General features: G+C 62.2%; 20 protein-coding genes. 6 read left to right on the plus strand and 14 right to left on the minus strand.

Features of this window, described 5'->3' with window-relative positions; translation table 11 throughout:
• The first annotated feature begins 1 nt into the window (after position 1).
• Entirely contained in the window at positions 2-880 is an 879-nt protein-coding gene (locus tag P3T20_RS24020) for a LysR family transcriptional regulator (RefSeq protein ID WP_074267681.1), read from the plus strand.
• An 80-nt stretch (positions 881-960) separates the two neighbouring features.
• Here P3T20_RS24020 and P3T20_RS24025 read toward each other — a convergent pair whose 3' ends face one another.
• Positions 961-1,749, minus strand: a complete 789-nt coding sequence (locus P3T20_RS24025) for a phytanoyl-CoA dioxygenase family protein (protein ID WP_429288079.1) — start codon at positions 1,747-1,749, stop codon at positions 961-963.
• 226 nt (positions 1,750-1,975) lie between these two features.
• On the opposite strand from P3T20_RS24025, the gene P3T20_RS24030 reads away from it, so the two are divergent.
• The 3 genes from P3T20_RS24030 (at position 1,976) to P3T20_RS24040 (ending at position 6,173) form a co-directional block, all read left to right on the plus strand.
• Entirely contained in the window at positions 1,976-4,420 is a 2,445-nt protein-coding gene (locus tag P3T20_RS24030; RefSeq protein WP_429288080.1) for a glucose/quinate/shikimate family membrane-bound PQQ-dependent dehydrogenase, read from the plus strand.
• A 38-nt stretch (positions 4,421-4,458) separates the two neighbouring features.
• The gene (locus tag P3T20_RS24035; protein WP_429288134.1) at positions 4,459-5,445 is read left to right on the plus strand and encodes a porin; all 987 of its coding nucleotides are present in this window, start codon (positions 4,459-4,461) and stop codon (positions 5,443-5,445) included.
• A gap of 113 nt (positions 5,446-5,558) precedes the next feature.
• Entirely contained in the window at positions 5,559-6,173 is a 615-nt protein-coding gene (locus tag P3T20_RS24040; protein ID WP_429288081.1) for a LysE family translocator, read from the plus strand.
• Here P3T20_RS24040 and P3T20_RS24045 read toward each other — a convergent pair.
• Positions 6,170-7,588, minus strand: a complete 1,419-nt coding sequence (locus P3T20_RS24045; RefSeq protein WP_429288082.1) for a PLP-dependent aminotransferase family protein — start codon at positions 7,586-7,588, stop codon at positions 6,170-6,172. The genes P3T20_RS24040 and P3T20_RS24045 overlap by 4 nt on opposite strands.
• 245 nt (positions 7,589-7,833) lie before the next feature.
• Between P3T20_RS24045 and P3T20_RS24050 the strand changes: the two genes are divergently transcribed.
• Entirely contained in the window at positions 7,834-9,162 is a 1,329-nt protein-coding gene (locus P3T20_RS24050) for an aspartate aminotransferase family protein (RefSeq protein ID WP_429288083.1), read from the plus strand.
• Positions 9,163-9,236: 74 nt separating this feature from the next.
• Here P3T20_RS24050 and P3T20_RS24055 read toward each other — a convergent pair whose 3' ends face one another.
• From P3T20_RS24055 to P3T20_RS24075, 5 genes are all read right to left on the minus strand, one after another.
• Positions 9,237-10,211, minus strand: a complete 975-nt coding sequence (locus tag P3T20_RS24055) for a nucleoside hydrolase (RefSeq protein ID WP_429288084.1) — start codon at positions 10,209-10,211, stop codon at positions 9,237-9,239.
• Between the two features lie 77 nt (positions 10,212-10,288).
• Positions 10,289-10,705 carry a cytidine deaminase gene (locus tag P3T20_RS24060; RefSeq protein WP_074267673.1) on the minus strand — a complete coding sequence of 139 codons (417 nt, stop codon included), beginning with the start codon at positions 10,703-10,705 and terminating at the stop codon, positions 10,289-10,291.
• Between the two features lie 42 nt (positions 10,706-10,747).
• Complete coding sequence (gene deoA, locus P3T20_RS24065; protein ID WP_429288085.1) at positions 10,748-12,067, minus strand: thymidine phosphorylase; 1,320 nt, start codon at positions 12,065-12,067, stop codon at positions 10,748-10,750.
• Positions 12,068-12,121: 54 nt separating this feature from the next.
• Positions 12,122-13,396: a NupC/NupG family nucleoside CNT transporter gene (locus P3T20_RS24070; protein WP_429288086.1), complete on the minus strand. Its 1,275-nt coding sequence runs from the start codon at positions 13,394-13,396 to the stop codon at positions 12,122-12,124.
• A 532-nt stretch (positions 13,397-13,928) separates the two neighbouring features.
• On the minus strand, positions 13,929-14,450 hold the full coding sequence (locus P3T20_RS24075) for a DUF6496 domain-containing protein (RefSeq protein WP_429288087.1): 522 nt from the start codon (positions 14,448-14,450) through the stop codon (positions 13,929-13,931).
• A gap of 153 nt (positions 14,451-14,603) precedes the next feature.
• Here P3T20_RS24075 and P3T20_RS24080 point away from each other — a divergent pair, with 153 nt between their 5' ends.
• A complete protein-coding gene (locus tag P3T20_RS24080; RefSeq protein ID WP_074267669.1) occupies positions 14,604-14,855 on the plus strand; it encodes a hypothetical protein in 252 nt (83 codons plus the stop codon).
• A gap of 60 nt (positions 14,856-14,915) precedes the next feature.
• Here P3T20_RS24080 and P3T20_RS24085 read toward each other — a convergent pair whose 3' ends face one another.
• The 7 genes from P3T20_RS24085 to P3T20_RS24115 all read right to left on the minus strand — a co-directional run bounded on the left by P3T20_RS24085 (position 14,916) and on the right by P3T20_RS24115 (position 25,127).
• A complete protein-coding gene (locus P3T20_RS24085) occupies positions 14,916-16,124 on the minus strand; it encodes an ABC transporter substrate-binding protein (RefSeq protein WP_074267668.1) in 1,209 nt (402 codons plus the stop codon).
• 54 nt (positions 16,125-16,178) lie between these two features.
• Positions 16,179-19,799 carry a molybdopterin cofactor-binding domain-containing protein gene (locus tag P3T20_RS24090; protein ID WP_429288088.1) on the minus strand — a complete coding sequence of 1,207 codons (3,621 nt, stop codon included), beginning with the start codon at positions 19,797-19,799 and terminating at the stop codon, positions 16,179-16,181.
• Positions 19,796-20,311: a (2Fe-2S)-binding protein gene (locus tag P3T20_RS24095; RefSeq protein ID WP_074267666.1), complete on the minus strand. Its 516-nt coding sequence runs from the start codon at positions 20,309-20,311 to the stop codon at positions 19,796-19,798. The genes P3T20_RS24090 and P3T20_RS24095 overlap by 4 nt, the downstream gene beginning before the upstream one ends.
• Before the next feature lie 31 nt (positions 20,312-20,342).
• Complete coding sequence (locus P3T20_RS24100; protein WP_074267665.1) at positions 20,343-21,542, minus strand: amidohydrolase family protein; 1,200 nt, start codon at positions 21,540-21,542, stop codon at positions 20,343-20,345.
• An 80-nt stretch (positions 21,543-21,622) separates the two neighbouring features.
• The gene (locus P3T20_RS24105; protein WP_074267664.1) at positions 21,623-22,336 is read right to left on the minus strand and encodes an ABC transporter ATP-binding protein; all 714 of its coding nucleotides are present in this window, start codon (positions 22,334-22,336) and stop codon (positions 21,623-21,625) included.
• The gene (locus tag P3T20_RS24110) at positions 22,333-23,145 is read right to left on the minus strand and encodes an ABC transporter ATP-binding protein (protein ID WP_074267663.1); all 813 of its coding nucleotides are present in this window, start codon (positions 23,143-23,145) and stop codon (positions 22,333-22,335) included. Before P3T20_RS24110 ends, P3T20_RS24105 begins: the two co-directional genes overlap by 4 nt.
• Positions 23,142-25,127: an ABC transporter permease gene (locus P3T20_RS24115; RefSeq protein ID WP_074267662.1), complete on the minus strand. Its 1,986-nt coding sequence runs from the start codon at positions 25,125-25,127 to the stop codon at positions 23,142-23,144. The genes P3T20_RS24110 and P3T20_RS24115 overlap by 4 nt, the downstream gene beginning before the upstream one ends.
• Positions 25,128-25,144 lie beyond the last annotated feature (17 nt).

Here is a 25,144-nt window from a genome sequence, read left to right on the forward strand (position 1 = left end):
TGTGAAACTCGAGTTACGCCACATTCGCTGCTTCATCGCGGTCGCGAGACACCTCCATTTCGCTCGCGCAGCCGAAGAGCTCGGCATCGCGCCCCCGTCCCTTACCAAGCAGATCCAGGAGACGGAGCGGCTGCTCCAGGTCCGTCTGTTCCACCGGACCAAGCGCTCTGTTGCATTGACAGCGGCGGGCGAAGCGTACTTGCCCGAAGCGACAGCCGCCCTCGCCTCGCTTCAGCGCGGTCAGGAACTCGCTGAACTGGCGGAACGAGGCGAACTAGGTCGCATCCAGATTGGCTTCATAGCCTCGGCGGCCTTTGCGGGGATCATGCAGAAGACCATAAGAGGCTTCCGGAAGCACCGCCCTAAAGTGGATGTCGTGCTCATCGAAGCACCGATGACCCAGATTCCGGGGATGCTTACCGACGGCCGGCTCGACGTTGCGTACATACGGCCGCCGTTGGACTTTCCGGAGGAAATACGGGCCGTCAGCGTCTATCAGGACGAGTTCGTGCTGGCCCTTCCGGACGACTCACCGCTTGCAGATCATGCGGTCATCAATCCGTCGCAACTGCGTGAGGCGTGCTTCGCGCTTCCGGAGCAGGAGTTCGGCACATTCGAGGTGGGCAGACGTGGACGCTTCCAGCCAAAACTGGGGCCGAGACCCGGCCCGCTGGCTGCGGTACTCGCGTGCGTTTCGCTTGGAAGCTTTGTGGCCGTCGTGCCCCGCACATTGTGCGACTGCCTGAACTTACCGGGCGTGGTGTATCGACCGCTTGGCGGCAAACCTGTTGTCTCGGAGATAGCTCTTACGTTTCGACGACATGAGCGTTCCTATGCTGTCCGCGAATTTATTAAGTATGCCGGAGCAAATACGCGCTAGGTTGAGCGCTTGCCGCTACTCCGCCGGTTCGGGTCAAGCAACGCGGCTGCGGAGCATAAGTAAAGCCGGCATGACGAACGTCAGTAGGCGAATTTGAGGTAACTCTCGGCACTCTGGAAGGCGCCGGCGTCGTCGACCTGGGGCATATGCCGGAGCAATCGCTTTGCTTTCGGGCCAAGTCGTTGAAAAACGTCACGCGGAACGTCGATATGCACTTCCGGCCTGAAATACCAGCTTCGACTGTATCCAATGACGACCATTGGACGCGGGGCGTCCGTGTTGTTTGGCGTACCGCGATGCAACGCTCTCACGTCGCGAATCATGACGTCGCCGAGTTCCATCGGAATGGCATGCAACGGAATCTCCCCCGCCACATATGCCCGCATCGCGTCTTCCGAGTTCATTCGGTGGGTGCCGAGCGTCGTTTCGAACGGGCCGTTATCTGCGGTGACGTCGCAAAGCGGAAAATTTACGGCAAGTTGAAACGACGGCGTTTCCGGCTCGTTGTCGAACAGGGCAGGTGTGTCGCGATGAACGTCCTGATACGTCGACCCGCGTAGTGGCGTGTCGGTCGCGAGTTGGCACATGACCGGGTCTTCACCTGCAACGCGTTCGACAATAGCCAGTACGTCAGGGTCGCAAAATATGCTTTCATCCGCGAACACGCCCGCAAACGGCAACGTGATGTAGTGCCGGTTGGCTCCGCGCACAGCCGTTGCGTTCTCCTGCAATCTATGGACAAGGATGCCGTCGAAGGCCTGTCGCCAGCCCGAGAGCGTTTCCTTTGGAAAGTGCTGCTTCAGGAGCACCATTCCATCGCGATCGAATGTCCGCGCGAACACATCGTGTTCCTCGTTTGAGTAACGCATCAAAGTGTCCCCGTGTAAGTTCCATAAGGCTAGCAAGCGGGCTCAGATAGATCAATCCTGGTGAATAGTGGTTTCGCCTTGAACGAACTCCCGCTTACACTGCTTACTGGCAGACGTACACCCGATACAAATTGATCTCGTCCCAAGGGTGGCACTTTTTTTGCGTCTGGCTTGGGTTGCTCTCCGGCGGTCTCATGTTCCTTTAGAAATCCAAGGGGTCTACATCATGCAGAAGCGGGCATCGTCAGGCGTAGTGCATCTCCTCAGCGTTCTGTTCGCAGCCCTCGCCGGCTTGTATCTGCTGATCGGCGGGGCGTGGCTCATCTCGATCGGCGGGTCGCCCTACTATGTCGTCGCCGGCCTGGTCATGCTGGTGACGGCCGCCCTGCTTTACCGCCGGAACGCGAGCGCGCTTGGCTTGTATGCGCTGCTGCTGCTGTGCACCATCGTATGGGCGGTGTGGGAAGCCGGCTTCGACTTCTGGGCCTTGACGCCACGACTCGATGTGCTGGTTGTGTTCGGCATCTGGCTGCTGCTGCCATTTGTCTATCGCACCCTCGACGCCCCTGCGAAGTCCGCGGCACTGGCGTTGGGCGCCACCTTGATTCTCAGCGGCATTGTGCTCGTGTACGCGTCCTTCAACGATCCGCAGGAAATCAACGGAACCCTGAGCGCCAGTGCAGCATCGTCCGCAACCCCGGCGGCGGGCGGCACCGATGCCGATTGGCCTGCCTACGGCCGCACGCAGCACGGCACGCGCTACTCGCCGCTCAAGCAGATTACCGCCGACAACGTGAAGAATCTGCAGGTTGCATGGACATTCCAGACCGGTGACACGAAGCGTGCGACCGACCCGGTCGAAACGACCAACGAAGTCACACCGATCAAGGTGGGCAACATGCTCTACCTGTGTTCGCCACACCAGATCCTGTTCGCGCTGGATGCTGCAACGGGCAAGCTCGCGTGGAAATTCGACCCTGGCCTGAAAACGGATCCGAGCTTCCAGCACGTGACATGTCGTGGCGTCTCTTACTACGACTCGACCGCGGCAAGTACCGATGACAGCGGTCAAACAACGGCCTCGACCGCTGCCAATACCGGTAACAACGGTCAAACGACGGCCTCGAGCGCCGCCCCAGCGGTTTGCGCGCGCCGCGTGCTTCTGCCGGTCAACGACGGCCACCTGTACGCGCTCGATGCGCAAACGGGTCAACGCTGCCCGGATTTCGCCAACCATGGCGACCTCGATCTCCAGCATGGCCAGCCGGTGACCACGGCGGGTCAATACGAACCTACCTCTCCGCCAATCGTCACCGACAAGGTCATCGTCATCGCGGGTGCGGTGACAGATAACTATTCGACCCGCGAGCCTTCGGGTGTGATCCGCGGCTTCGATGTCAATACCGGCAAGCTGCTTTGGGCATTCGATCCGGGCAACAAGGATCCGAACGTCATTCCCGGCGAAGGGCAACATTACTCGTTGAATTCGCCGAATTCGTGGGCGCCCGCGGTCTACGACGCCAAACTCGACATCGTTTACCTGCCGATGGGCGTGACCACCCCGGATATCTGGGGCGGCAACCGTACGCCCGAGGAGGAGCGCTATGCAAGCGGCCTGCTCGCGCTGCACGCTTCGACCGGAAAGCTCGCCTGGTTCTACCAGACCGTGCATCACGATCTGTGGGACATGGACCTGCCGGCTCAGCCCACGCTGGCCGACATCACCGACAAGTCGGGCAACGTCGTGCCGGTGGTCTACGCACCCGCAAAGACAGGCAACATCTTTGTACTGGATCGCCGCACTGGCGCGCTGGTCGTCCCGGCTCCGGAACAGCCTGTCCCGCAAGGAGCCGCGCCTGGCGATCACGTCTCGCCTACCCAGCCGTTCTCCGAGCTGACGTTCCGGCCAAGCAGGAAATTGACGGGCGCAGACATGTGGGGCGCAACGATGTTCGATCAGATGGTGTGCCGCGTGATGTTCCACCGCCTGACCTATGACGGCACGTTCACGCCACCATCGGTGAACGGCACCCTGGTGTTCCCGGGCAACCTCGGCATGTTCGAGTGGGGCGGCATGGCTGTCGACACCGATCGTCAGATCGCGATTGCCAACCCGATTGCCCTGCCGTTCGTATCGAGGCTGATGCCGCGTGGTCCGGGCAATCCTATCGAGCCGGCCGCAAGCGATGCGGGCGGCAGCGGCACCGAATCCGGTATTCAGCCGCAGTACGGCGTACCGTTCGGCGTGACGCTGAACGCGTTCCTGTCGCCGCTCGGTTTGCCGTGCAAGCAGCCGGCCTGGGGTTATGTCTCCGCAATCGATCTGAAGACCAACCAGATCGTCTGGAAGAAGCGTATCGGTACCGTGCGCGACAGCTCACCACTGCCTCTTCCGTTCAAGATGGGAATGCCAATGCTCGGCGGTCCAATGACAACTGCGGGCGATGTGTTCTTTATCGGCGCCACTGCGGACAACTATATCCGCGCCTTCAGCACCAACACGGGTGAGCAGTTGTGGCAGGCCCGTTTGCCTGCAGGCGGTCAGGCCACACCGATGAGCTATGAAATCAACGGCAAGCAGTACGTAGTGATTGCCGCTGGGGGGCATGGCTCGTTCGGCACGAAACTGGGCGACTATGTCATCGCCTACGCATTGCCTGACGGGAACTGATCCGCGTGCGTAAACACGCGGTCTGCTCGCTTGCCGTTTTGCTTGCACTGGGCGCTGGCGCCCGGTGCGCTTACGCGCAAAGTTCGGTGACGCTGTATGGTTTGATCGATACCAGCATCGAAATCACCAACCCCGGCTCTTCGTGGACACCACGAGTGGATTCGGGCGCATATCGTGGATCGCGGGTAGGCTTGCGCGGCGAAGAGCAGATCGGCTCGGATACGCGCATCCTGTTCGATCTCGAGAACGGTTTCAATGCGGGTAACGGCGCACTGGCGACGGCGGGCACCCTGTTCAACCGCCAGGCGTGGATCGGCGTTGGTGCACCATGGGGCGAAGTGCGGCTCGGTCGCCAGTACTCGCCGATCTACATTCCGTTCAAAGGACAACTCGACGCATTCGGCGCAGGCACGATTGCATCCGGACTGAACAACCTGTCGAAAATCACGCCGTACACGAACAACGGCCTCGCGTATCTGTCACCCGATCTGCACGGCTTCACGACGACCTTGATGGTCGCACTGCCCCAAAGCGGCAACGGCAACGGTCTATCCGGCAACTACGAGACCTTCGATTACCGTAACGGGCCATTCCACGTTTCGTATGCTCACCAGCAGACCTCAGGGGACACGGGACTGCGCGCGAATCTCGGCGGCGTGTCATACGTGATCGGCAAGACGACCGCTTTCGTGTCGTTCTTCAACGGCGACGGCGGATCGCCGCGTTATCACGACGACGGCATGTCGGTGTCGGCGCGCTACGCGGTCTCGACGCGCCTGCGGGCCTCACTGGGCTACACCTATATGCGAGACCGGTCGGGTGGCGACAACAACGCGGACCAGTTCAGCGCTGAATGCGAATATGACCTCTCGCCGAGGATGATGCTGTACGCGAGCGCCGGCATATTGCGCAATCGTGATGACGCTGAGTTCACGCTGCGCGGTGTCGACGTGACCGGGCTCGCGCCGGCTTATACGGGTGCGCCTGTGCGCGGTGTCCAGTTTGGGATGATCGACCGGTTCTAGAACCCGTGGCGAAGGACAATCTGTACCGGATACCATCATCGAATCTGTACCGTTACTGTACCGGCTCTGGCCGATAGACTGCGTAAAAGCGTATCGTCACCGGAGTTACCCCCATGTCTTTCGAATCCCTCAGTGCGTTGCCCGCCGGCATCCTGTTCGCGCTAGTCACCAGCATCACGCCGGGGCCTAACAACACGATGCTGCTCACCTCGGGGGTCAACTTCGGCTTTCGCCGCACGCTGCCGCATGTGTTCGGCATTAGCGCCGGGGTCGTATTGCTGATGCTGTGCGTCGGTTTCGGGCTCGGCGAAGCATTCCACCGTTTCCCGGCGCTGTACTCGGTGCTGGAAATCGCCAGCGTCGCCTATCTGCTGTATCTCGCGTGGAAAATCGGTACGTCGGGCGAGGTGAAACTGCGCAACGGGGAGCGCCGCCCGATGAAATTTCACGAGGCCATTGCGTTTCAATGGGTCAATCCGAAGGCATGGATGATGGTGCTGACTGCCGTCACGACGATTCACGTGAGCGAAAACTTCGGCAGCAATGTAATGCTGATGGCCGTGGTGTTCTACGTCATCGGTCTGCCCTGCATCTGTCTGTGGGCCGGGTTCGGTACGGCCATGCGGCAAGTGCTCACGGACCCGAAACGGCTGCGCATCTTCAACATAGCGATGGCCTTGTCGCTCGTGCTGACGCTGTATCCGATCGCGGCGCGTCTGCTGGCCTAGTCGAGCTTCCCTTTACCCACGCGCTCGATAAACCGCCACAACGCGTCCTCGGTCGAATACGGCGCGTTGAAGCGGAACCACGCGCTCGCCGCATCATCCGGCCGGAAATACGAGCCCGGCGCGAGCCAGATGCCGTGAGCGAGCGCGGCCGTCGCCACCTCTCCTGCACGCTCCGGTTCAACCGGCAAACGCGCCCACAGAAAGAGTCCTGCACGCGGCCGGTGAAACACCTCCAACCCCAGCGCATCGAGCCGCTCTTCCACCACCGCATGGGCGGCCTTGAGCCGTTCGTTGACGTCCTCCACGTGACGCGCGTAGCGTCCTTCGAGCAGCACCTTGTCGACGATCCGCTCGATCGTTTCCGACGACGTCAGCCCCACCGCCATCTTGGTGCGTGCCAGTTCGCGCAGCACGTCGCGCTCGGCCACCACATAGCCGCAGCGCAACCCAGGCGTCACCGTCTTCGAGAATCCACCCACATACAGCACCCGCTGCAAACCCTCCATCGCGGCAAACAACGGCGCACCCGGCGGAGCGAGCTCGCGGCTCACGTCATCCTCGATCACCCACATGCGCGCGCGTTCCGCAATCTGCAGCAGACGGAACGCCGCGGCCATCCCGAAGGTCGCGCCGGTTGGATTCTGCAGCGTCGTGTTGACGAAAATCGCCTTGGGCCGATGCGCGGCCACCAGGGTTTCGAGGACATCCGTATCGACACCCGCCGGCGTGCGCGGCACGCCGTACACGATCAACCCCGCCAGCTTGAGAATCTGCAGCAGGTTGCAGTAGCCGGGATCTTCGACGATCACCACATCGCCCGCGCGCAGCAAGGTCCGCACGATCAGATCCAGCCCCTGGGTCGCACCTTGCGTCAGCAGCACATTCGAAACCTCGACCGGCAAGCCGTGGCGATCGAGTTGCCCGGCGATGCGCTCGCGCAGCGGCGCAAAACCGTACGGATGACCATAATCGCCCATGCGTGGCCCCGGCACCCGGCTCATCGAGCGTAGCGCCTGCTGCAGGCCGCTTTCGTTGATCCATTCGTTCGGCAGCCACCCGCCGCCGGCCTTGATCGGCACCGAATGGTCGGCGAACACGTCGGACAGCAGCCACGTCGCGGTGAGGCTGGGCGGTTGCCAGTCGGTCGCGCTCACGCGCGCGGCCTGCGCGCGCGACGCCACCCGATAGCCCGAACCCCGGCGCGCGACCACCAGACCCATCGAAACAAGACGGTTGTAGGCCTCCGTCACGGTAAAGGTGCTCAGCTCGTGGCTCGCCGCCAGGCGCCGCACGGACGGCAGCAACGCGCCGGCCCGCAACGACTGTCCTTCTATGGCGCTCGCAAACCCCTGCACTAGTTGCTCGACGAGGGTGGGCGCGGCGCGGCGGCCGCGTTCCAGTTGGAGTTCGATCATTGGGGCGAAAGCAAGGTTGCGAGCGGAGTCACGGCAAAAAGGGTGCAATATGGGCAAGAGAGGCGAGTTGCAGGACGCCCAAAGGACGTTCAAGCAACCAGCACAGTTTCAGCAACTTGACCTGCACAGTTAGCAGCGCAGTGCATCAACTGTTTATGTCCTCCATTTAACCGCGGACGCTACAGTTTCGCAACGGCAACGCCCCGAAGGAAATCTCCTCGGGGGACCACTTCGAGGAGAACACCATGACTTCGCGCCCCGTCATCGACGATCTGTCGTCTTTCTGGATGCCTTTTACCGCCAACCGCCAGTTCAAGGCGTCGCCGCGCCTGCTGGAATCGGCCAAGGGCATGTACTACCGCGCGACGGACGGCCGCGAGGTGCTCGACGGCTGTGCTGGACTCTGGTGTGTGAACGCCGGCCATGGCCGCGATGAGATCGTCGCTGCAATCACCCAGCAGCTTTCCACGCTCGATTTCGCGCCGACCTTCCAGATGGGCCACCCGCTCGCGTTCGAAGCGGCAACGAAAGTCGCCGAACTGATGCCGGCCGGCCTCGACCGGATTTTTTTCACCAACTCGGGTTCCGAATCGGTGGATACGGCGCTGAAGATCGCGCTGGCGTATCACCGTGCGCGCGGCGAAGGTCAGCGCACGCGCCTGATCGGCCGTGAACGCGGTTATCACGGCGTGGGCTTCGGCGGCATTTCGGTCGGCGGCATTGCACCGAACCGCAAGACGTTCTCTGGCGCGCTGCTACCGGCGGTCGATCATCTGCCGCATACGCACAACCTCGAACACAACGCATTCACGAAGGGGCAGCCCGCCTGGGGCGCGCATCTGGCCGACGAACTCGAGCGCATCGTCACGCTGCACGACGCGTCGACGATTGCCGCGGTTATCGTCGAACCGGTGGCCGGCTCGACGGGCGTACTGATTCCGCCGCAAGGCTATCTGCAGAAGCTGCGCGATATCTGCACGAAGCACGGCATCCTGCTGATTTTCGATGAAGTCATTACCGGCTTTGGGCGTCTGGGCAAAGCGACGGCCAGCGAATACTTCGGCGTCACGCCGGACCTGCTGACGATGGCCAAGGCCATTAATAACGCCTCGATTCCGATGGGCGCGGTGGCCGCCAGCCGTAACATCCACGACACGGTCGTCAATGCCGGCGCACAAGGTGCGATCGAGCTGTTCCACGGCTATACGTATTCGGCGCACCCGGTTGCGGCTGCGGCGGCCGTGGCGACGCTCGACCTGTACCGCCGCGACGGCCTGTTCGAACGTGCTGCATCGCTAGCGCCCGCGTTCGAAGCCGCTGCGCATGCACTGCGCGATGCGAAGCATGTGAAGGACATTCGCAATCTCGGCATGATCGCCGGGATCGAACTCGAGCCGCGCGACGGCGCACCGGGCGCACGCGCCTATGAGGCTTTCGTCAAATGCTTCGAGGCCGGCGTGCTGATCCGCTTCACGGGCGATATTCTGGCGTTCTCGCCGCCGCTGATCATCAGCGAAGAGCAGATCCAGCACATCTTCAAGACCGTGCGCGACGTGCTCGCCACGGTGCAGTAAGAACTGCGGCAACACTTTGAGGTATCGGGCAGCGCCTGCGGCTACGTGCCGTCAAGCGCCGCTGCCCGCTCTGTTTAGCCGGCCCTGCCGACGATCGTCTCGAAGTAGAGTTGCAGAAAGCCCTCTACGTCGACGTCGACACACACATCCTGCTTCGCCGCTTCATCCCAGTCGGGCGCCGGCACGCCCATCGTCTCCGGCTTCTGGACGGTTTGCCCAATCGCGAGACCTTCCACCACCACGCGCACCGCGCCACGCCGGATCTGATAAAGCTCAGGCGCCACCAGATAGGCAACCGCGGACGAATCGTGCACGTAGATGCCCTGCACGCCCGAACTGTCGACGTGAAACTGCTCGTATGAGCGCGACACGTCCCAGATAAACTGCCCCACCTCGCCGCCGTGCTGACGGATGCGCTCGAGGTAAGCTGTGTTCATGATGGCCTTTTGCGTCACGTCTAACCCTGCCGCCGTGACTTTCCACGCAGCGGTGAAGACCTGATCGGCTGCGTCCGGGTCGGCAGAAATATTCGCTTCGGCACACGGCCTCACATTGCCTAACACGCCGTTGATACCGAAGGCGCCTCCCATGATGATCACCTGTTTGACCAGGTGCTGGATCTCCGGGTCCTCCTGCAGCGCGAGCGCGAGATTGGTGAGCGGCCCTACCGCGATCAGGTTGATCTCGTGCGGATGCTTGCGGATTTCGTCGATGATGAAACGATGCGCCGGGCGTGCGTCGAGGCGGGCACGGCCCTCGTCGGGCATATCGGGGAGTTCGATATCGCCGAGGCCGTTTTCCCCGTGGATATGCGGAATCGGCTCGGGTGCGGCCTTGCGCAGCGGCTTTGCTGCGCCGCGCGCCACGACGACGCCCGGGTCAGCGAAGCGTTCGACCAGATACACGGCATTGCGGGTCGTGGTTTCGATCGTCGCGTTGCCGAACACGGACGTCACGCCGATTAACTCGATCTGCGGATGACACGTCTGGAACACCAGCGCCATCGAGTCATCGACACCGGGATCGGTGTCGAAAATTACCTTGTGCATGATGGTTGGGCACTCATGTTGATTGCGTATGGGACCGCTTTAGCGTGCATGTGAAACGCACGTCGCCATGCCTGACGCTAAGCCGCAGACGCGCCGCCGTCAGGTTCGAGATAGAACGCGCCCGGTAACAATGCGGCGGCGCTGGTCACTTCGACCTTGCCATCCAGATTGCTCAGTACGACTTCGAGTTTGGGCGAGCCCAGTTCGATCATCACCTGACGGCAAGCGCCACAGGGTGCAATCGGGCCATCGGTTTGTCCAATGACAGCTAGTCTTTTGAATTGCCCCGGACGATAACCTGCCGCCACCGCGCTAAAAAACGCCGTACGTTCCGCGCAATTGCACAGGCCATACGAAGCGTTCTCGACATTGCAGCCGTGAAAAATCTTGCCGTCGTTTGTCTCAAGCGCAGCGCCGACCAGGAAGCGCGAGTAAGGCGCATACGCAAGCTCGCGGGCTTTGCGGGCTTCGTCAATCAGATGTTCGTGTGTCACTACTCCTCCGCATCGGGGTCAGGATCCGCGTTGTTCGGTTACTCAGCTGATCAGTTCGTACACGGTGGCCGGAACGGGCGAAGCGGTCTCGGCGAGCGTGCACGCTGTCAGGATGTCACGGGCCGCCTGTTCGGCGGCAGGAAGATCGCTGGCATGAATAAGTGCCAACGGCACTCCCGCTTCGACGTATTGTCCGAGTTCAACGACGTCTGTCAAACCGACCTGGTAGTTGATCGCATCATCAGGGCGGCGCCGGCCTCCACCGAGCCCGACTACCACCAGCCCCAGCGCGCGGCAATCGATGTGTGTCACATACCCTGCACGCGGTGCAGTAACCGGCACGATCACCGCCGCCTGCCCCAGATGACGCTCGGGCGCACCAATAAGATCCGCGGGCCCGCCTAACGCTCGCACCATCCGCGCGAAGCGCTCCGCCGCGGCGCCGGAATCGAGCACCGCGTTCAACTTTGCACAGGCTTGCGCGGTATCGCTCGCGAGTCCACCCAGTACGAGCATCTGCGCGGCCAAGGCCAGCGTGACCTCATGCAAGCGCGCAGGACGACGATGCCCAGTCAGATAATCGATCGCACAGCGCACTTCCAGCGCGTTGCCGGCGCAGGGGGCCAGCGGCTGGTTCATATCGGTGAGCACGGCGGTCGTCTTCATGCCTGCACCGTTGCCGACCGCGACGATGCTGCGCGCCAGTTCCAGTGATTGCTCGTAGGTCGGCATGAAAGCGCCGGAGCCGACCTTGATGTCCATCGTCAGCCCTTCGAGCCCTGCCGCAAGCTTTTTCGACAGGATGGACGCCGTAATCATCGCGATCGATTCGACGGTCGCCGTTACGTCGCGGATCGCATAGATCCGTTTGTCGGCAGGCGCGAGCTGCGCCGTCTGACCGATGATCGCCACGCCGACTTCCCGCACGATCCGCTGAAACGTCCTCGCCTCAGGAACCAGGTTATAGCCGGGAATGGCCGCGAGCTTGTCGAGCGTCCCGCCGGTATGGCCGAGACCGCGCCCGGAGATCATCGGCACGAAACCGGCGCAGGCGGCCACCATCGGGCCGAGCAACAGCGAAGTCAGGTCGCCGACGCCGCCCGTCGAATGCTTGTCGATCAACGGGCCCGGCAGATCGAACGCGTCCCAGGACAGCACCTGGCCCGAATCGCGCTGCGCCAGCGTCAGCGCAACGCGTTCGTCCACGCTCATGTCGTTGAAATACACCGCCATCGCGAACGCGGCGACCTGCTCGTTCGCGACGCTGCCGTCGACCACACCCCGTACGAATTCGCCGATCTCATCACGGCTTAGCGGCTGCTGGTCGCGTTTCTTGCGAATGATTTCCTGCGTCAACGACATAATGATCAGCTTAAGAAAAGGTAGGAGACCCTGGCGTTACGGTGACGGACGGACTCAATGAAACGACAGGAAAATCCCTGCAATGGCGGCGCTCATCAGGTTCGATAGCGTAGCAGCCGCTACGACACGCAATCCATAGCGCGCCACTTCCGCACGGCGTTCCGCGGCAACGGCACTAAAACCGCCCGTGAGAATCGCGATCGAAGAAAAATTGGCAAAGCCACACAGTGCAAACGACACGATCGCAAGCGTCTTCGGATCCAGCACCTGCAAGCCGGCCGCCGCGACCGACTGGGCGCCCTTCAGGTACGGCGACAGATCGACGTATGCGACGAACTCGTTGAGGATCAGCTTCTCACCGATAAAGTTGCCGGCGAGCGGTGCGTCGTGCCACGGTACGCCAATCAACCACGCGAGCGGTGCAAACACCCAGCCGAGGATGCTTTGCAGCGTGATCTGCGGATGCCCGAACAGACCCGCGATTCCGCTGACGGTCGAATTCAGCAACGCGATCAAACCAATAAACGCAATCAGCATGGCGCCGACGTTGATGGCGATTCTCAGGCCAATCGAGGCGCCCGCTGCCGCTGCCTCGATCACGTTGGCCGATTTCCTTTCGTCGAAATGCAGCCCTTCCAGCACCACCCGGCTTGGCTCCGTGGTCGGGAAGATCAGCTTGGCGAACAGCAGGCCGCCCGGTATGGCCATGAACGACGCGGCCAGCAGATACTCCAGATTGACGCCGAGGCCCGCATAGCCGGCCAGCACCGAACCCGCCACCGAAGCCATTCCGCTCGACATGACCGCGAACAACTCCGCGCCCGTCATCTCGCGGACGAACGGCTTGACGAAAGCCGGCATCTCGCTCTGGCCGAGGAAGATCGTAGCTACCGCGGAACATGCCTCAACTCGGGTCACAGCCAGCAGCTTCTCGAACACGACACCGAGGCCGTTGATAATCCACTTCATCACGCCGATGTGGTACAGCACCGCAATCAGCGCGGTGACGAAGATGATCATGGGAAGCACACGCAGCGCGAAAACGAAGCCGCCACCGCCGAAGAGCTGGAACATCTTTGCGTCGACGAGGCCGCCGAACATGAACGACACGCCGCGGTCGCCCATCTGCAGCACATTGTTGACACCACGCGCGGCGGCCGCCAGCGCTGCACTGCCAAGCGGCACGAACAGCACTAGCGCACCGATCGACACCTGCGCGAGGAGCGCGGGAATCAGCGTGCGCAAGCGGATACCACTTCGATTGGTCGACAACACATAAGCGATCAGCAATAGAAAAACAATGCCACACAGACTGCGTAAGATATCCACGTTGTGCTCGCTGTTTGGAAATTAGAATTGGGGATGAGCGGACGGTCACAAAGCGGATTAAATTTTCCTTCGCATACCTATCTTCCTCCTGTCGTCTCTTTTGTCGATCTTATCCAGTGCGTCGCCCAAGCGTGCACCGTATAGTGCAGCGCAAAGACACGTACGTCCACCCTCGGCCGGCGAACGGTCCATTCACGTCGACATGCTGCAGCGCGATGAACCTCTACGTCGCGTCGTTAAGGGGAAGCCGCATCGATGCATCGCGCATCGTTGGTCTTTTCGAGTTTCAATCCTGTCCTGTCGGTCAGGTTATAGATGAACAAAAAAATAAAGTACAAGGGTTTTGTGAGGACGCAGAATTTTGATCGCCTGGCCGCGCGTCATGCAAGCGGCCCGGCCGGAGTGCGAAATTAGCCGGACTTACGTGGGGTAAGGGTTCTGCATTTATTACATTCGCCCATCCGCATTGCACGGAAGGCAAGATCAGGCGGCGGCGGGGTACCGCCGCCCTTCTACCGCTTTTGCGCCCAACTCAATGATGCGAGCGCGCCGCTCTCGTATGAGCGGCTTTTTTCGCCGCGGCCGAACGGCCCGCGGTGCCCTTGGTGGCGACCGCCTTTTTCGCCGCCGCCGAACGACTCGCTGCGGGCCGGCGGGCCGCCGAACTCTTCGCCTGTTTCGACATTGCCGCACTCGACGCACCGCGTCCGCTCTCGCGCTTTAGCGCTGTGGTGGCGGCACGCGCGCGTTTTGCCTTCGTTTCAGTGCTGGCGCTTTTGGCTGCGGTCTTGTGCTGGCCCGCCGCGTTGTCTTTGGCGGCCTTCTTACGCGTCGCTTCGCTGGTCGTACCCTTCTTCGGCGCCTTCAGATCGACGCCGGCACGCCGCGCCTTCGACAGACCGATGGCGATGGCCTGCTTGGCCGATTTCACGCCGTGCTTGCCGGCGCGCACGCGGTCGACCTCTTCCTTGACGAACTCCCCGGCCTGGGTACTCGAGGCTTTGCCGGCACGCTTGTCCGCGTGGGCACGGTGGATGGTTTTCTGTTCAGGCATGACAGTCCTCCAGATTGGCTGTTGGCCCGTATCACGCAGCAACCCCTGTGCCTTGGCAAAAACGTGCGGTATACGCGCGGACGGCGTATGGTTATAGCAAGGGCCGGCAGCTGCGCCGACTCTACGGTTTTCGGACCATCCGGGAGAAGCCGCATGAAGATACCCACCTTACGAGCAGGTGCCCACATCGAAGGCGTGCACTGGATTGCCGAATATGCCGAGGACGTCCACGAGATTCGCGTGTTTCGCGAGGGACAGGAAGTGGATGTGCATAACGCACCGTCGACGCTGTTCGGCGACGAGGAAAACGCCGGTTCGAAAAGCTGCGCCGATCATCGCGCCGCGGAAGCGGCTGTGCTTGCTTACCTGAAGCGTTTCGTCGCCGAGCACGACGCCGAAGAGTAGCGAACGCAGGCGTGGCGATTTTCACCGCACCCGCCACGCCTGGCCCGCTTTAACATCCAATCAATCAGCCGGACGCAGTTTTTTCACTTCGGCGTCCGAAGGCTGCACGCTTGCGCCGTCGATATAGTGGAACGACGTCATCACGCCCTTGCCGTCCTTCACGCCCGTCACGCCGACAAAAGCGCCCATGGTCGACTGGTTGTCCTGCGCGCGATACGACACCGGACCAAACGGCGTGTCGACGCTCAAGCCCTTGAATGCAGCGGCCAGCTTGTCAGGATCGGTAGAACCGGCTTTCTTCAGCCCATCCGCAAGCGACATCAACGCGGAATATCCGACCACCGAACCGAGACGCGGATAGTCGTGATACTTCGCCTGATACGCATCGACAAACTTCTTGTTCGCAGCCGTATCGATCGAGTACCACGGGTAGCCGGTCACGATCCAACCGGTCGGCGCTTCGGCACCAAGCGGATCCAGGTAATCCGGCTCGCCCGTCAGCAGCGAAACCACACTACGGTCCTTGAACAATCCCGTCGTATTGCCCTGACGGACGAACTTGCCGAGGTCAGCGCCAAACAGCACGTTAAAGATCGCATCGGGTTTCGCATCGGCGATGGCCTGGGTCACCGCGCCAGCGTCGAGATTGCCTAGCGGGCTCGCCTGATCGGACACGAACTCGATATCGGGTTGGGCAGCCTGCATCAGCTTCTTGAAAGTCGCCACCGCCGACTGACCGTACTCGTAGTTCGGATACACCAGCGCCCAGCGCTTTTTATGCAGCTTGAGCGCTTCCGGCACCAGCATCGCGACCTGCATATAGGTGGAAGGACGCAGACGGTACGTATATTTGTTGCCGTCGGCCCAGACGATCTTGTCGGTCAACGGTTCGGCCGCGAGGAAGAAAACATGCCGCTGCTTCGCGTAGTCGGCCAGCGCGAGGCCGGTATTCGACAGGAAGCCGCCGAACAGCACCTGTACGCCTTCGCCCGTCACCAGCTCCTGCGCGACGCGTACCGTATCGCCAGGGTTGGCGTTGTCGTCGCGCGAGACGACTTCGAGTTTCTTGCCGAGCACGCCACCCGAGGCGTTCACCTCGTCGAGCGCGAGATTCCAACCGTTCTTGTAAGGGCCGAGAAAGGCCGGTTGGGCCTTATAACTGTTGATTTCGCCGATCTTGATCGTCTCCTGAGCCACGGCCCCAAGCGCCGTCAGCGAGAGCGTCAACGAAACAGTCAGACGAGAGATCCATCCTGCGCGTGTGGTCATGCGTTTCTCCGTTATCAGTAGTGGGTGCGAGAAGGCGAATGCGGGTACAGCGAATCAATCGGCGCGCGATGTCGCGCGAATACGCGCCACGCTTGCCTCGACGTCTTGCCATGCGGGCCTGCCGCCCGCGAATTGCTGACGCAGGTACGACACGAGTTCGGCTACCTGGGCGTCGTTGAAACTGTCGCGGTAAGCCGGCATCGTACCGAGTTCGGGCCGTGCAGGCGAGTTGATGCCGTCCAGAATCACGCGAATCAGATTATCGGGCGCTGCGCTATGCAGATTCGTGTTAAGCGCGAGCGACGGATGCGCACCGAATAGCGTCGGTCCACTGCCGGTGTGATGGCACGCCGCGCAGGCGCCGTCGAACAGCCGTGCGCCCATGCTCGACGCCGTGGGCGTAGCCGCGCTGGCCTGCTCGTATTCGCGCGCCAGCGCTTCTGGATTCGCATTAGGACCCGCGGGGTTCAGCGAGGCAAGGTAATTCGCCATGGCGCGGATATCGCTGTCCGGCAAGGAAGCCAGCTCGCTGACGACCGGTCCCATCGGGCCGGCCGCTACGCCATGCAGCGGCGCGTGCCCAAAGCGCAGATAGCTGAACAGTTCGTCTTCGGTCCACGGCACGGGCGCATTCGAAAGTGTCGTCAACGCAGGCGCTTCCCAGCCTTCCGCTATACCGCCGCCAAGAAACGCCGCGCCGGTTTTCTCGGCGCCGAATGCATTGCGCGGTGTATGACATGCGCTGCAATGGCCGAGGCCGTTGACCAGATAGGCTCCGCGATTCCATTGCGCGGTTTGCGTTGCCTCCTGCGTGAACGTATTGCGCTTCAGAAACATGGTGTTCCATGCGGCCATCAGGGGCCGCCCGCTGAAGGGAAACGCCAGCTTCGTTTCAGGCGGACGTGAGCGTACCGGCGTTTGCGACATCAGGTAGGCATACAACGCCTGAAGGTCATCGTCCGATACGTTCTTGAACGACGTGTACGGGAAAGCGGGGTATAGGTGCCGTCCATCGCGATGGATGCCCTTGCGCATCGCCCGTGCAAATGCGTCGAAAGACCAGTTGCCGATGCCCGTCTGCTCATCCGGCGTGATATTCGTGGTGTAGACCGTGCCGAACGGTGTATCCAGCGCGAGACCTCCCGCGTTCGGCACGCCGTTGTGTGCCGTGTGGCAGACGGCGCAGTCACCAAGCGAGGCGAGCAGTTTGCCGCGTGCGATCAACCCGGGTGCAAACGAAGTCGCTAGAGGCGGTGTGATCGGGGCAATCGGCTGAGGTGCGAACGAGGCCATGCTTAACCAGCCCGCGGTACCTGCAGCCAATGCGCCGAGGAAACCGAAACGCCAGCGCTTTTTCCTGCGCGCGGTTGCGGCCGCGGCCGCCTGCGCCGGGCCGTCGGCGAGCGCGGCCCGAATCACTTCCGGCGTGAAAGGCGGCCTGCGAAACCGCACACCCGTCGCATCGAACAGCGCATTTGCAATCGCAGCCGCACCAGGCAGCGACGCCGATTCGCCCGTACCCATGGGCGGCTCGCCGTGGCGCGGCATCATCACCACCTCGATGACCGGCACCTCGCGGAACGTCAGGATCGGATACGCGCCCCACTCCTGGCTCGTCACTTCGTTCTTGCCGAAAGTCACGCGCTCTTTCAACGCGCGGCTCGTCGCCTGGATCACGTTGCCGTGAATCTGGTGACGGACACCATCTGGATTCACCATCGTTCCGGTGTCCTGACCGACTACCACACGCGTCACCGCCAGTTCGCCGCTCTTGCGATTCACCTCGACATCCGCGACCCATGCCGCCCATGCCGCGCCAAAGCCGGGGAATTTACTGTGCACGTAGCGGGCGTAAGCGAAGCCTCTGCCGCGTGCGATGTCGCCTTCCTCTTCCTCCGCGTCTTGCGCTTTGAGCGCGACGTTGCGGGGTTCCCAGCCAGCTTTCTCTGCAACGGCTTTGACGAGATCGATCGCGCGCGGATCCGTCAAATGCTGCAGACGGAACTCGACCGGATCGACACCCGCGTCGGCGGCCAGTTCGTCGATGAACGATTCGTGTGCAAACGTGTTGGGCAACGCCGACACGCCACGCAGCCACGAGGCGCGGACAATCGGCGGCGTGTCGTCGCAAACGATGCGCATCGTGCGATAGTCATAGGGCGGGACGGACGTACGGTCGCCCATTTCGAACACCTGCGGCTGCGGCGAGATCGCTCCGGTCAACAGCAGCGCAAGTGTGGGCGCATCGTTCGAGGGGTAACGCGTGGAGAAGTCGTAGCCCGTGAGCTGGCCATTCGCGTCCACAGCGCCACGCACGTCCATCAATTGCGCCGCGCCTTTCGGTTCCCACCGGTGTTCGTCTTCGCGAGACAGTTGCACGCGCACTGGACTGCCCACCGCGCGGGAGAGCAAAGCGGCATCCGCAGCTACGTCGTCGGCGCAATTGCGACCGTAGCAACCGGCAGCGTCCATGCGCACCACTTCAATCTGAGTTTCTTCCAGCGACATCAGCAACGCCAGATCCGCGCGCAGAGAATGCGGGTTCTGTGTACCGGACCAGACCTTAAGCACACCGTCGCGATAGTCGGCCACCGCACACGACGGTCCGATCGACGCATGCATCTGGAACGGCCAGACGTACGTGCGTTCGAGCGTGTTGTCCGTTTGCGCCAGCGCCGCGTCGACATCACCTTCGATCAACAGATCGCGGCGCGTCGAAGGATTCGCGCGCAAGGCGGCCTCGACCTCCTCGCTGGTTTCGAGCGCCGGCAGGCCTTCCACTGTTTTCCACTGCACGTCGAGCCGTTTCACCGCCTCCTGCGCGACCTCCTCGCGCACCGCGACGATGCCTACGAAATCGCGGATCACAACCACTTTGACGATACCCGGCAGATCGCGCACAGATTCTTCGTCGACGTGCAGCAGACTGTTGCCGATAAAGTCGCCCTGCGCGACGCCCGCATAGGGCGGCCGCACTACCCGGCCGTGCAACATGCCCGGCAGACGCACGTCATGCACGAACATCAGTTCGCCGATCGCCTTGGCCGGAATGTCGATGCGCGCAGTGCTTTTGCCGACGATCCGATACGCCTCAGGCGGCTTCAAAGGCGTATCCGCTGCTAGCGTCAGCTCGATACGCCGCCCAGCGATCAGTTCGCCATAACCGATTCCTTGCGCCCGGTCGTCGCCACGACGATGCACGATGCCATCGCGAACCTCCAGCGTCTGCGCGCCGACGCCAAAGCGCAACGCTGCTTGCCCGACCAGGTACTGCCGCGCCTGCGCCGCGGCCAGACGCAGCGGCACGGCGGAAATCTGGATCGTTGCGCTCGCAATGGTTGGCCCCTGATTTGGCGCCTCGGTGGTGTGACCGAGCACGATCGAGACACGCGTGAGCGGCACATCGAGCTCTTCGGCGACGATCTGGGCGAGCGCCGTGCCGATGCCCGTCCCCAGATCGACGTGGCCGTTAAACGCCACCACGCTGCCGTCGCCACGCACGACGAGGAACACATCGGCCAATGTCGGCACAAACGATGAGCGCGACCCAGGTTGCCCGATCGCGGGTTTTACCGGCGCTTGCGGCGGCCGTACGACGACCAGCACGTTCTGCATGTCGTCGAGCTGCTGCCGCGACAGAGGCTGACGCTCGACGCTCACGTCCGGCCCTGTCATGCGCGCTCTCCTTCAAGCCCTTCATGCCCGCGACGGCATGCTGCCAGCAATTCGGCGGCACGATGCACTGCACGCAGAATCTCGACATGCGTACCGCAGCGGCACAGGTTGCGTGACAACTCGCGCCGGATGGTGGCGTCGCTGGGATGAGGATCGCGGTCGAGCAGAGCTTTCGCGGTCATGATCATGCCGTTGAGACAATAGCCGCACTGTGCGGCCTGTTCGTCGATGAACGCCTGCTGCACCGGATGCAGTGCCGCACGCGTGCCCAATCCTTCGAGCGTGGTGATCTCTCGTCCTTCCGCAACCCTCGCCGTCGTCACGCACGAGCGGGTTGGCATGCCATCGAGCAGCACCGTGCACGCGCCGCACTCGCCCAGCCCGCAGCCGAACTTCGGACCGTTCAGCGCCAGGTCGTTACGCAGCAGATAGAGCAGCGGCGTGTCAGCGCTGGCACTGACGACATGCGTCGCCCCATTCACCCTAAGCGTGAGGTTCTCGGGGAGGTTCATGGCCACCACGCCGGCAGGTCGCGACGCGCGTTCAGACAACCACCGGCACTTCGGTCGCCGGCGGCGTATTACGGCTACGCCGGCAACGGATCAGGCCGTCGATCATCACCATGCCAACGCCCGGAATGTCGCCAAGCTGTACGCTCTCGAGCAACGTGCTGCCGGCCGTATGCTGCGCGCGGTCCATGAACACGAGATCCGCGGGGCGGCCCACTTCGATCAGCCCTTGCCGCAGATTGCGCTGCCGCGCCGTGTTGCCGGTTGCAAAGCAGAATGCGATTTCCGCCGGCACGTCGGCGAGGCTTGAGATCAGCGCGATCATCCGCAGAATGCCAAGCGGTTGCACGCCGGAGCCGGCCGGGCTATCGGTGCCGAGAATGATGCGGTGCGGACATTTGAGTTCGATCGCATGACGCGCGGTCAGCAATGCAATGCGTTCATTGCCGTTGTGGACGATTTCCAGTGCGCGTGTGGATTGCTCGCACAGGTCGCAGACGTGACGATAAGACAAGGACGTGTGGCCGCCATTGATGTGACCGATAACGTCGGCGTCAGCCGCGAGCACCACGTCCTTGTCGATCAGACCCGAGCCGGGGATCGACGGGCCGCCCGTGTGAATCGTGCTTTGAATCCCGTACTTGCGCGCCCAGGCGACCATCTGGCCCGCTTCCTCGCCGGCCTTGACACTGCCGAGACCGACTTCGCCGAGCAGCTTTACGCCCGCTTCCGACAGTTCCTTGAAGTCTTCCTCGACCATGCCCTTTTCGATCACCGGCGCGCCGGCCAATACCTTGACGCCTCCGCCGACGCCCGCGCCGCGCATGCCTTCGAACGAGCGCTGCGCCGTAATCGCCAGCGCCTTCACGCCGATGATATCCTTAGGACGCCCTGGCAAGTGCACTTCGCCGGCGGAGATCATGGTCGTCACGCCGCCGTTCAGGTTCGACTCGATCCAGCCCATCTGGTTCTGGCGCGGCGTCCAGTCGCCGAAGACGGGGTGCACGTGCGAATCGATCAGGCCAGGCGCCACCGCCGTGCCTTTGCAATCGACCTTCGTGCGCGCGCCTTCGAGGTCGCAGTCTTTCTCCTTGCCAACCGCGACGATCACGCCATCGTCGATCACCAGCGTGTCGGCATCGAGAATCGGCTGATCGATATCGCCCGATAACAGCAGGCCGATGTTCGTTACGACAACCTTCCCCGACAATCCTGTCAACGTCTCTGCTGCCATCTGCTTCTCCCTTTCGCAACGACTACCCGAGGCGGCCCACACGCGCGCATTGCGCGAGGCGTATGACCGCGTCGCAGGAATCAGACGCTCAAGTAAGCGCGCCTGACTGTTTCGTTCTTCGCGAGTTCGCCGATCGTGCCGCTAAAGCGGATCTGCCCTTTTTCAAGGACATACGCGCGGTCGCTGACCAGCTCGGCGAAGTGCAGGTTCTGTTCGGACAACAGAATCGACAGCCCTTCGCGCTTGAGTTCGAGAATCATGTTCGCCATCTGTTCGACGATCACGGGCGCCACGCCCTCCGACGGTTCGTCGAGCAGCACCAGATACGGATTGCCCATCAGCGTGCGCGAGACGGTCAGCATCTGCTGCTCGCCGCCGCTCATCTGCCCGCCGGGACGTCTTGGCATCTCGCCGAGATTGGGGAACAGGCGAAACAGCTTTTCCGGGGTCCACCGCGGCGCGCCTTCGCGCGGCGGTTGCCGACCTGTGTCGAGGTTTTCCAGCACCGTGAGATCGGAGAACACGCGACGGTCCTCGGGTACGAAGCCCATTCCCATGCGGGAAATCCGATACGGCGGTAGCGATCCAATGTCCGTGCCGCGGAAACGCACTTCGCCCTGGCGACGCGGCAACAGCCCCATCACCGCCTTCATCGTGGTCGATTTCCCCGCACCGTTGCGACCCATCAGCGCCACTACCTCGCCGCGCCCGACTTCGAGGCCAACGTCGAACAGGATGTGTGCGCGACCGTAGAACGCGTTGAGGCCGGAGACTTTCAGCATCGGCTCGCTCATTGCAAGGCCCCTTGGCGACCGCTTTGGTCGTCGTGATGGTCGTCCAGCGCCGCATGCGCCTGGAAGGTCTTGCCAGTGCCGAAATAGACTTCCTGCACGCGAGCGTCGTTGCGGATCGTCTCTGCGCTGCCTTCGGCAATCAGCTTGCCGCGCGCGAGCACGATCATGCGGTCAGCGTAGGCAAACACGACGTCCATGCTGTGTTCGGTGAACAGCACGCCGATCTTGTGCTCCGTGACCAGGCGCTTGGTCAGCGCCATCAGATCGTTGCGCTCCTTGGGCGCCATGCCGGCGGTCGGCTCGTCCATCAGGAGAAGCTTCGGGCGGTTCGCCATGGCGATAGCAAGTTCGACGCGTTTGACGTCGCCATAGGCCAGCACACCGCAGGCGCGATGCGCGTCGGCGGCCATGCCTACCTGCTCGAGCAGGCCGAATGCTTCATCCGCATACCACGATCCGGCGGCCTTCCACAGGCCAAACAGTTTGCGTTCGCGAGACACCAATGCCATCTGCACGTTTTCGAGCACGGTCATCGAGTTGAAGGTTGCGGCAATCTGGAACGTGCGGCCCACGCCGAGTCGCCAGATATCGCGTGGCCGCATGCCGACGAGTTCGTGATCGTCGAGGCGGATCGAACCCGACGACGGCCGCAGTTGCCCGTTGACCATATTGAAGCACGTCGATTTTCCAGCGCCATTCGGGCCGAGCAGCGCGAGCAGTTGACCGGCTTCGAGATCGAAGGAGACATCGTCGACCGCTTTAAGGCCACCGAATGATTTAGACAAGCCCGAGACGCGCAGGAGGCTCATAGACCCTCCTTCATCGCAGTGGCCTGCGATGGCGGGGTTGATGCTGGCCCGGCGGCAGCCCGCTCCGCGTCGGCCGATCCACCTGCGTGACCATTCTTCGTACCAGTATCGTCGTCGCCGAAGCGTTCACGGACGAAACCTACGATGCCTTGCGGGAAAGCGATCACCAGCAGCAGGATGGCAAAGCCAAGGAGTGCTTGCCAGTAGTCGGTCTGCCGCGCCACCGTATCCTGCAGCCAGGTAAACACCGCCGCACCGACGATCGGCCCGGCGAGGGTCTGCAGACCGCCTAGCAGCACCATGACGAGTCCGTCGACGGAACGGCTCACGCTAATCACTTCAGGCGAAATCGTGCCCTTCGAAAACGCGTACAGGGAGCCCGCGAGACCACAAAACACCGATGCAATCACAAACGACGCCCATTGCACCCGCTTGACGTCAATGCCGATTGCCTCGGCGCGCAAGCCGGAATCGCGCGAAGCTCGCATGGCATAGCCAAGCGGTGAGAACAGCATGCGCCGCAGCAACCAGACGCAGATCACGACGCACACTAGCGTCAGGTAGTAATACGCAACCGGCGAGGACAACCAGTTCGACGGCCACAATCCGAGCACGCCGTTGCTGCCACCCGTCACATCGTCCCACTGAAACACGACTGACCACACGATCTGCGCAAACGCCAGCGTCAGCATGGCGAGGTACACGCCAGACAGTCGCACGCAGAACCAGCCGAACACCAGCGCTCCGGCGAGAGCGAGCAATGGCCCAAGCAGGAGCGCTGCTTCCATCGGCAAGTTGAGCACCTTGAGGAACAATGCAGCCCCATAAGCGCCGAGGCCAAAATACGCAGCGTGCCCGAACGAGTGCATGCCTCCCGGTCCCATGATGAAGTGCAGGCTAGTGGCAAACAACACCGCAATCATGATCTCGACCAGCAGGATGGGCATATACGGGAACGCCTTGGCCGCAAGCGGCGCGAGCACCAGCACGGCAAGCACCGCTACCGCCAGCCGCTTCAGACGTTTGCCCGCGGGCCGCAGCGGCGCTTCCGGCGCAGCCATGCCGCGCACCGCGGCAGTTGCGCGGCCAAACAGACCCCAAGGCCGCACAACGAGCACGACGGCCATCACGACGAATTCCGCAACCAGTGTGAAGCGGCTTAGCGAAAAGTCGATCCCGCCAATCGACACGTGTCCGATGCCAATACACAGCGCCTTGATCTCCGCAATCAGCAAGGCAGCGACGAACGCACCGGGAATGGATCCCATACCGCCCACCACCACGACCACAAATGCATTGCCGATCGTCTCGAGGTCAAGCGACAGATTCGCCGACATGCGCGGCCCTTGCAACGCGCCGCCGAGGCCTGCTAAAAATGCGCCAACGAAGAACACCCCGGTAAACAGCCAGGCCTGATTGATACCCAGCGCGCCGAGCATTTCACGATCCTGTGTCGCCGCGCGCACCAGCGTGCCCCAGCGCGTGCGCGTAAGCGCATACCAGAGCAACAGCAATACGAGCGGGCCGATGATGATCAACGCGATATCGTAGGTAGGCAGTGGGTGGCCGAGCAGATTGATGGCACCTCCCAGATGCGGCGAACGTGGCCCGAACAGATCTTCCGGACCCCACAGCCATAACGCGGCGTCACGGAAGATCAGCACCAGCGCGAAGGTCGCCAGCAAATGGAACAGCTCCGGCGCCTGGTAGATGCGCCGCAGTACGATCATTTCGACCAGCGCACCCAGCACCGCAACAACCAGCGCTGCCGCCAGCACCGAAAACCAGTAGCCGCCTACGGTGTGGCCGAAGCGGCTCGCAAAGGTATACGCGACATAAATGCCGAACATATAGAACGAGCCGTGCGCGAAGTTGACGATGCGCGTCACGCCGAAGATCAGCGACAGGCCCGCGGCGACGAGAAACAGCGTCGACGCATCGGCGAGTCCGTTGACCAGTTGTACCAGCAGATTCGAAAGCATCGTAATCCTTAGCGGCT

Origin of the sequence: Paraburkholderia sp. GAS206C (assembly GCF_050435645.1) — a bacterium.
GTDB classification, from domain to species: domain Bacteria; phylum Pseudomonadota; class Gammaproteobacteria; order Burkholderiales; family Burkholderiaceae; genus Paraburkholderia; species Paraburkholderia phenazinium_B.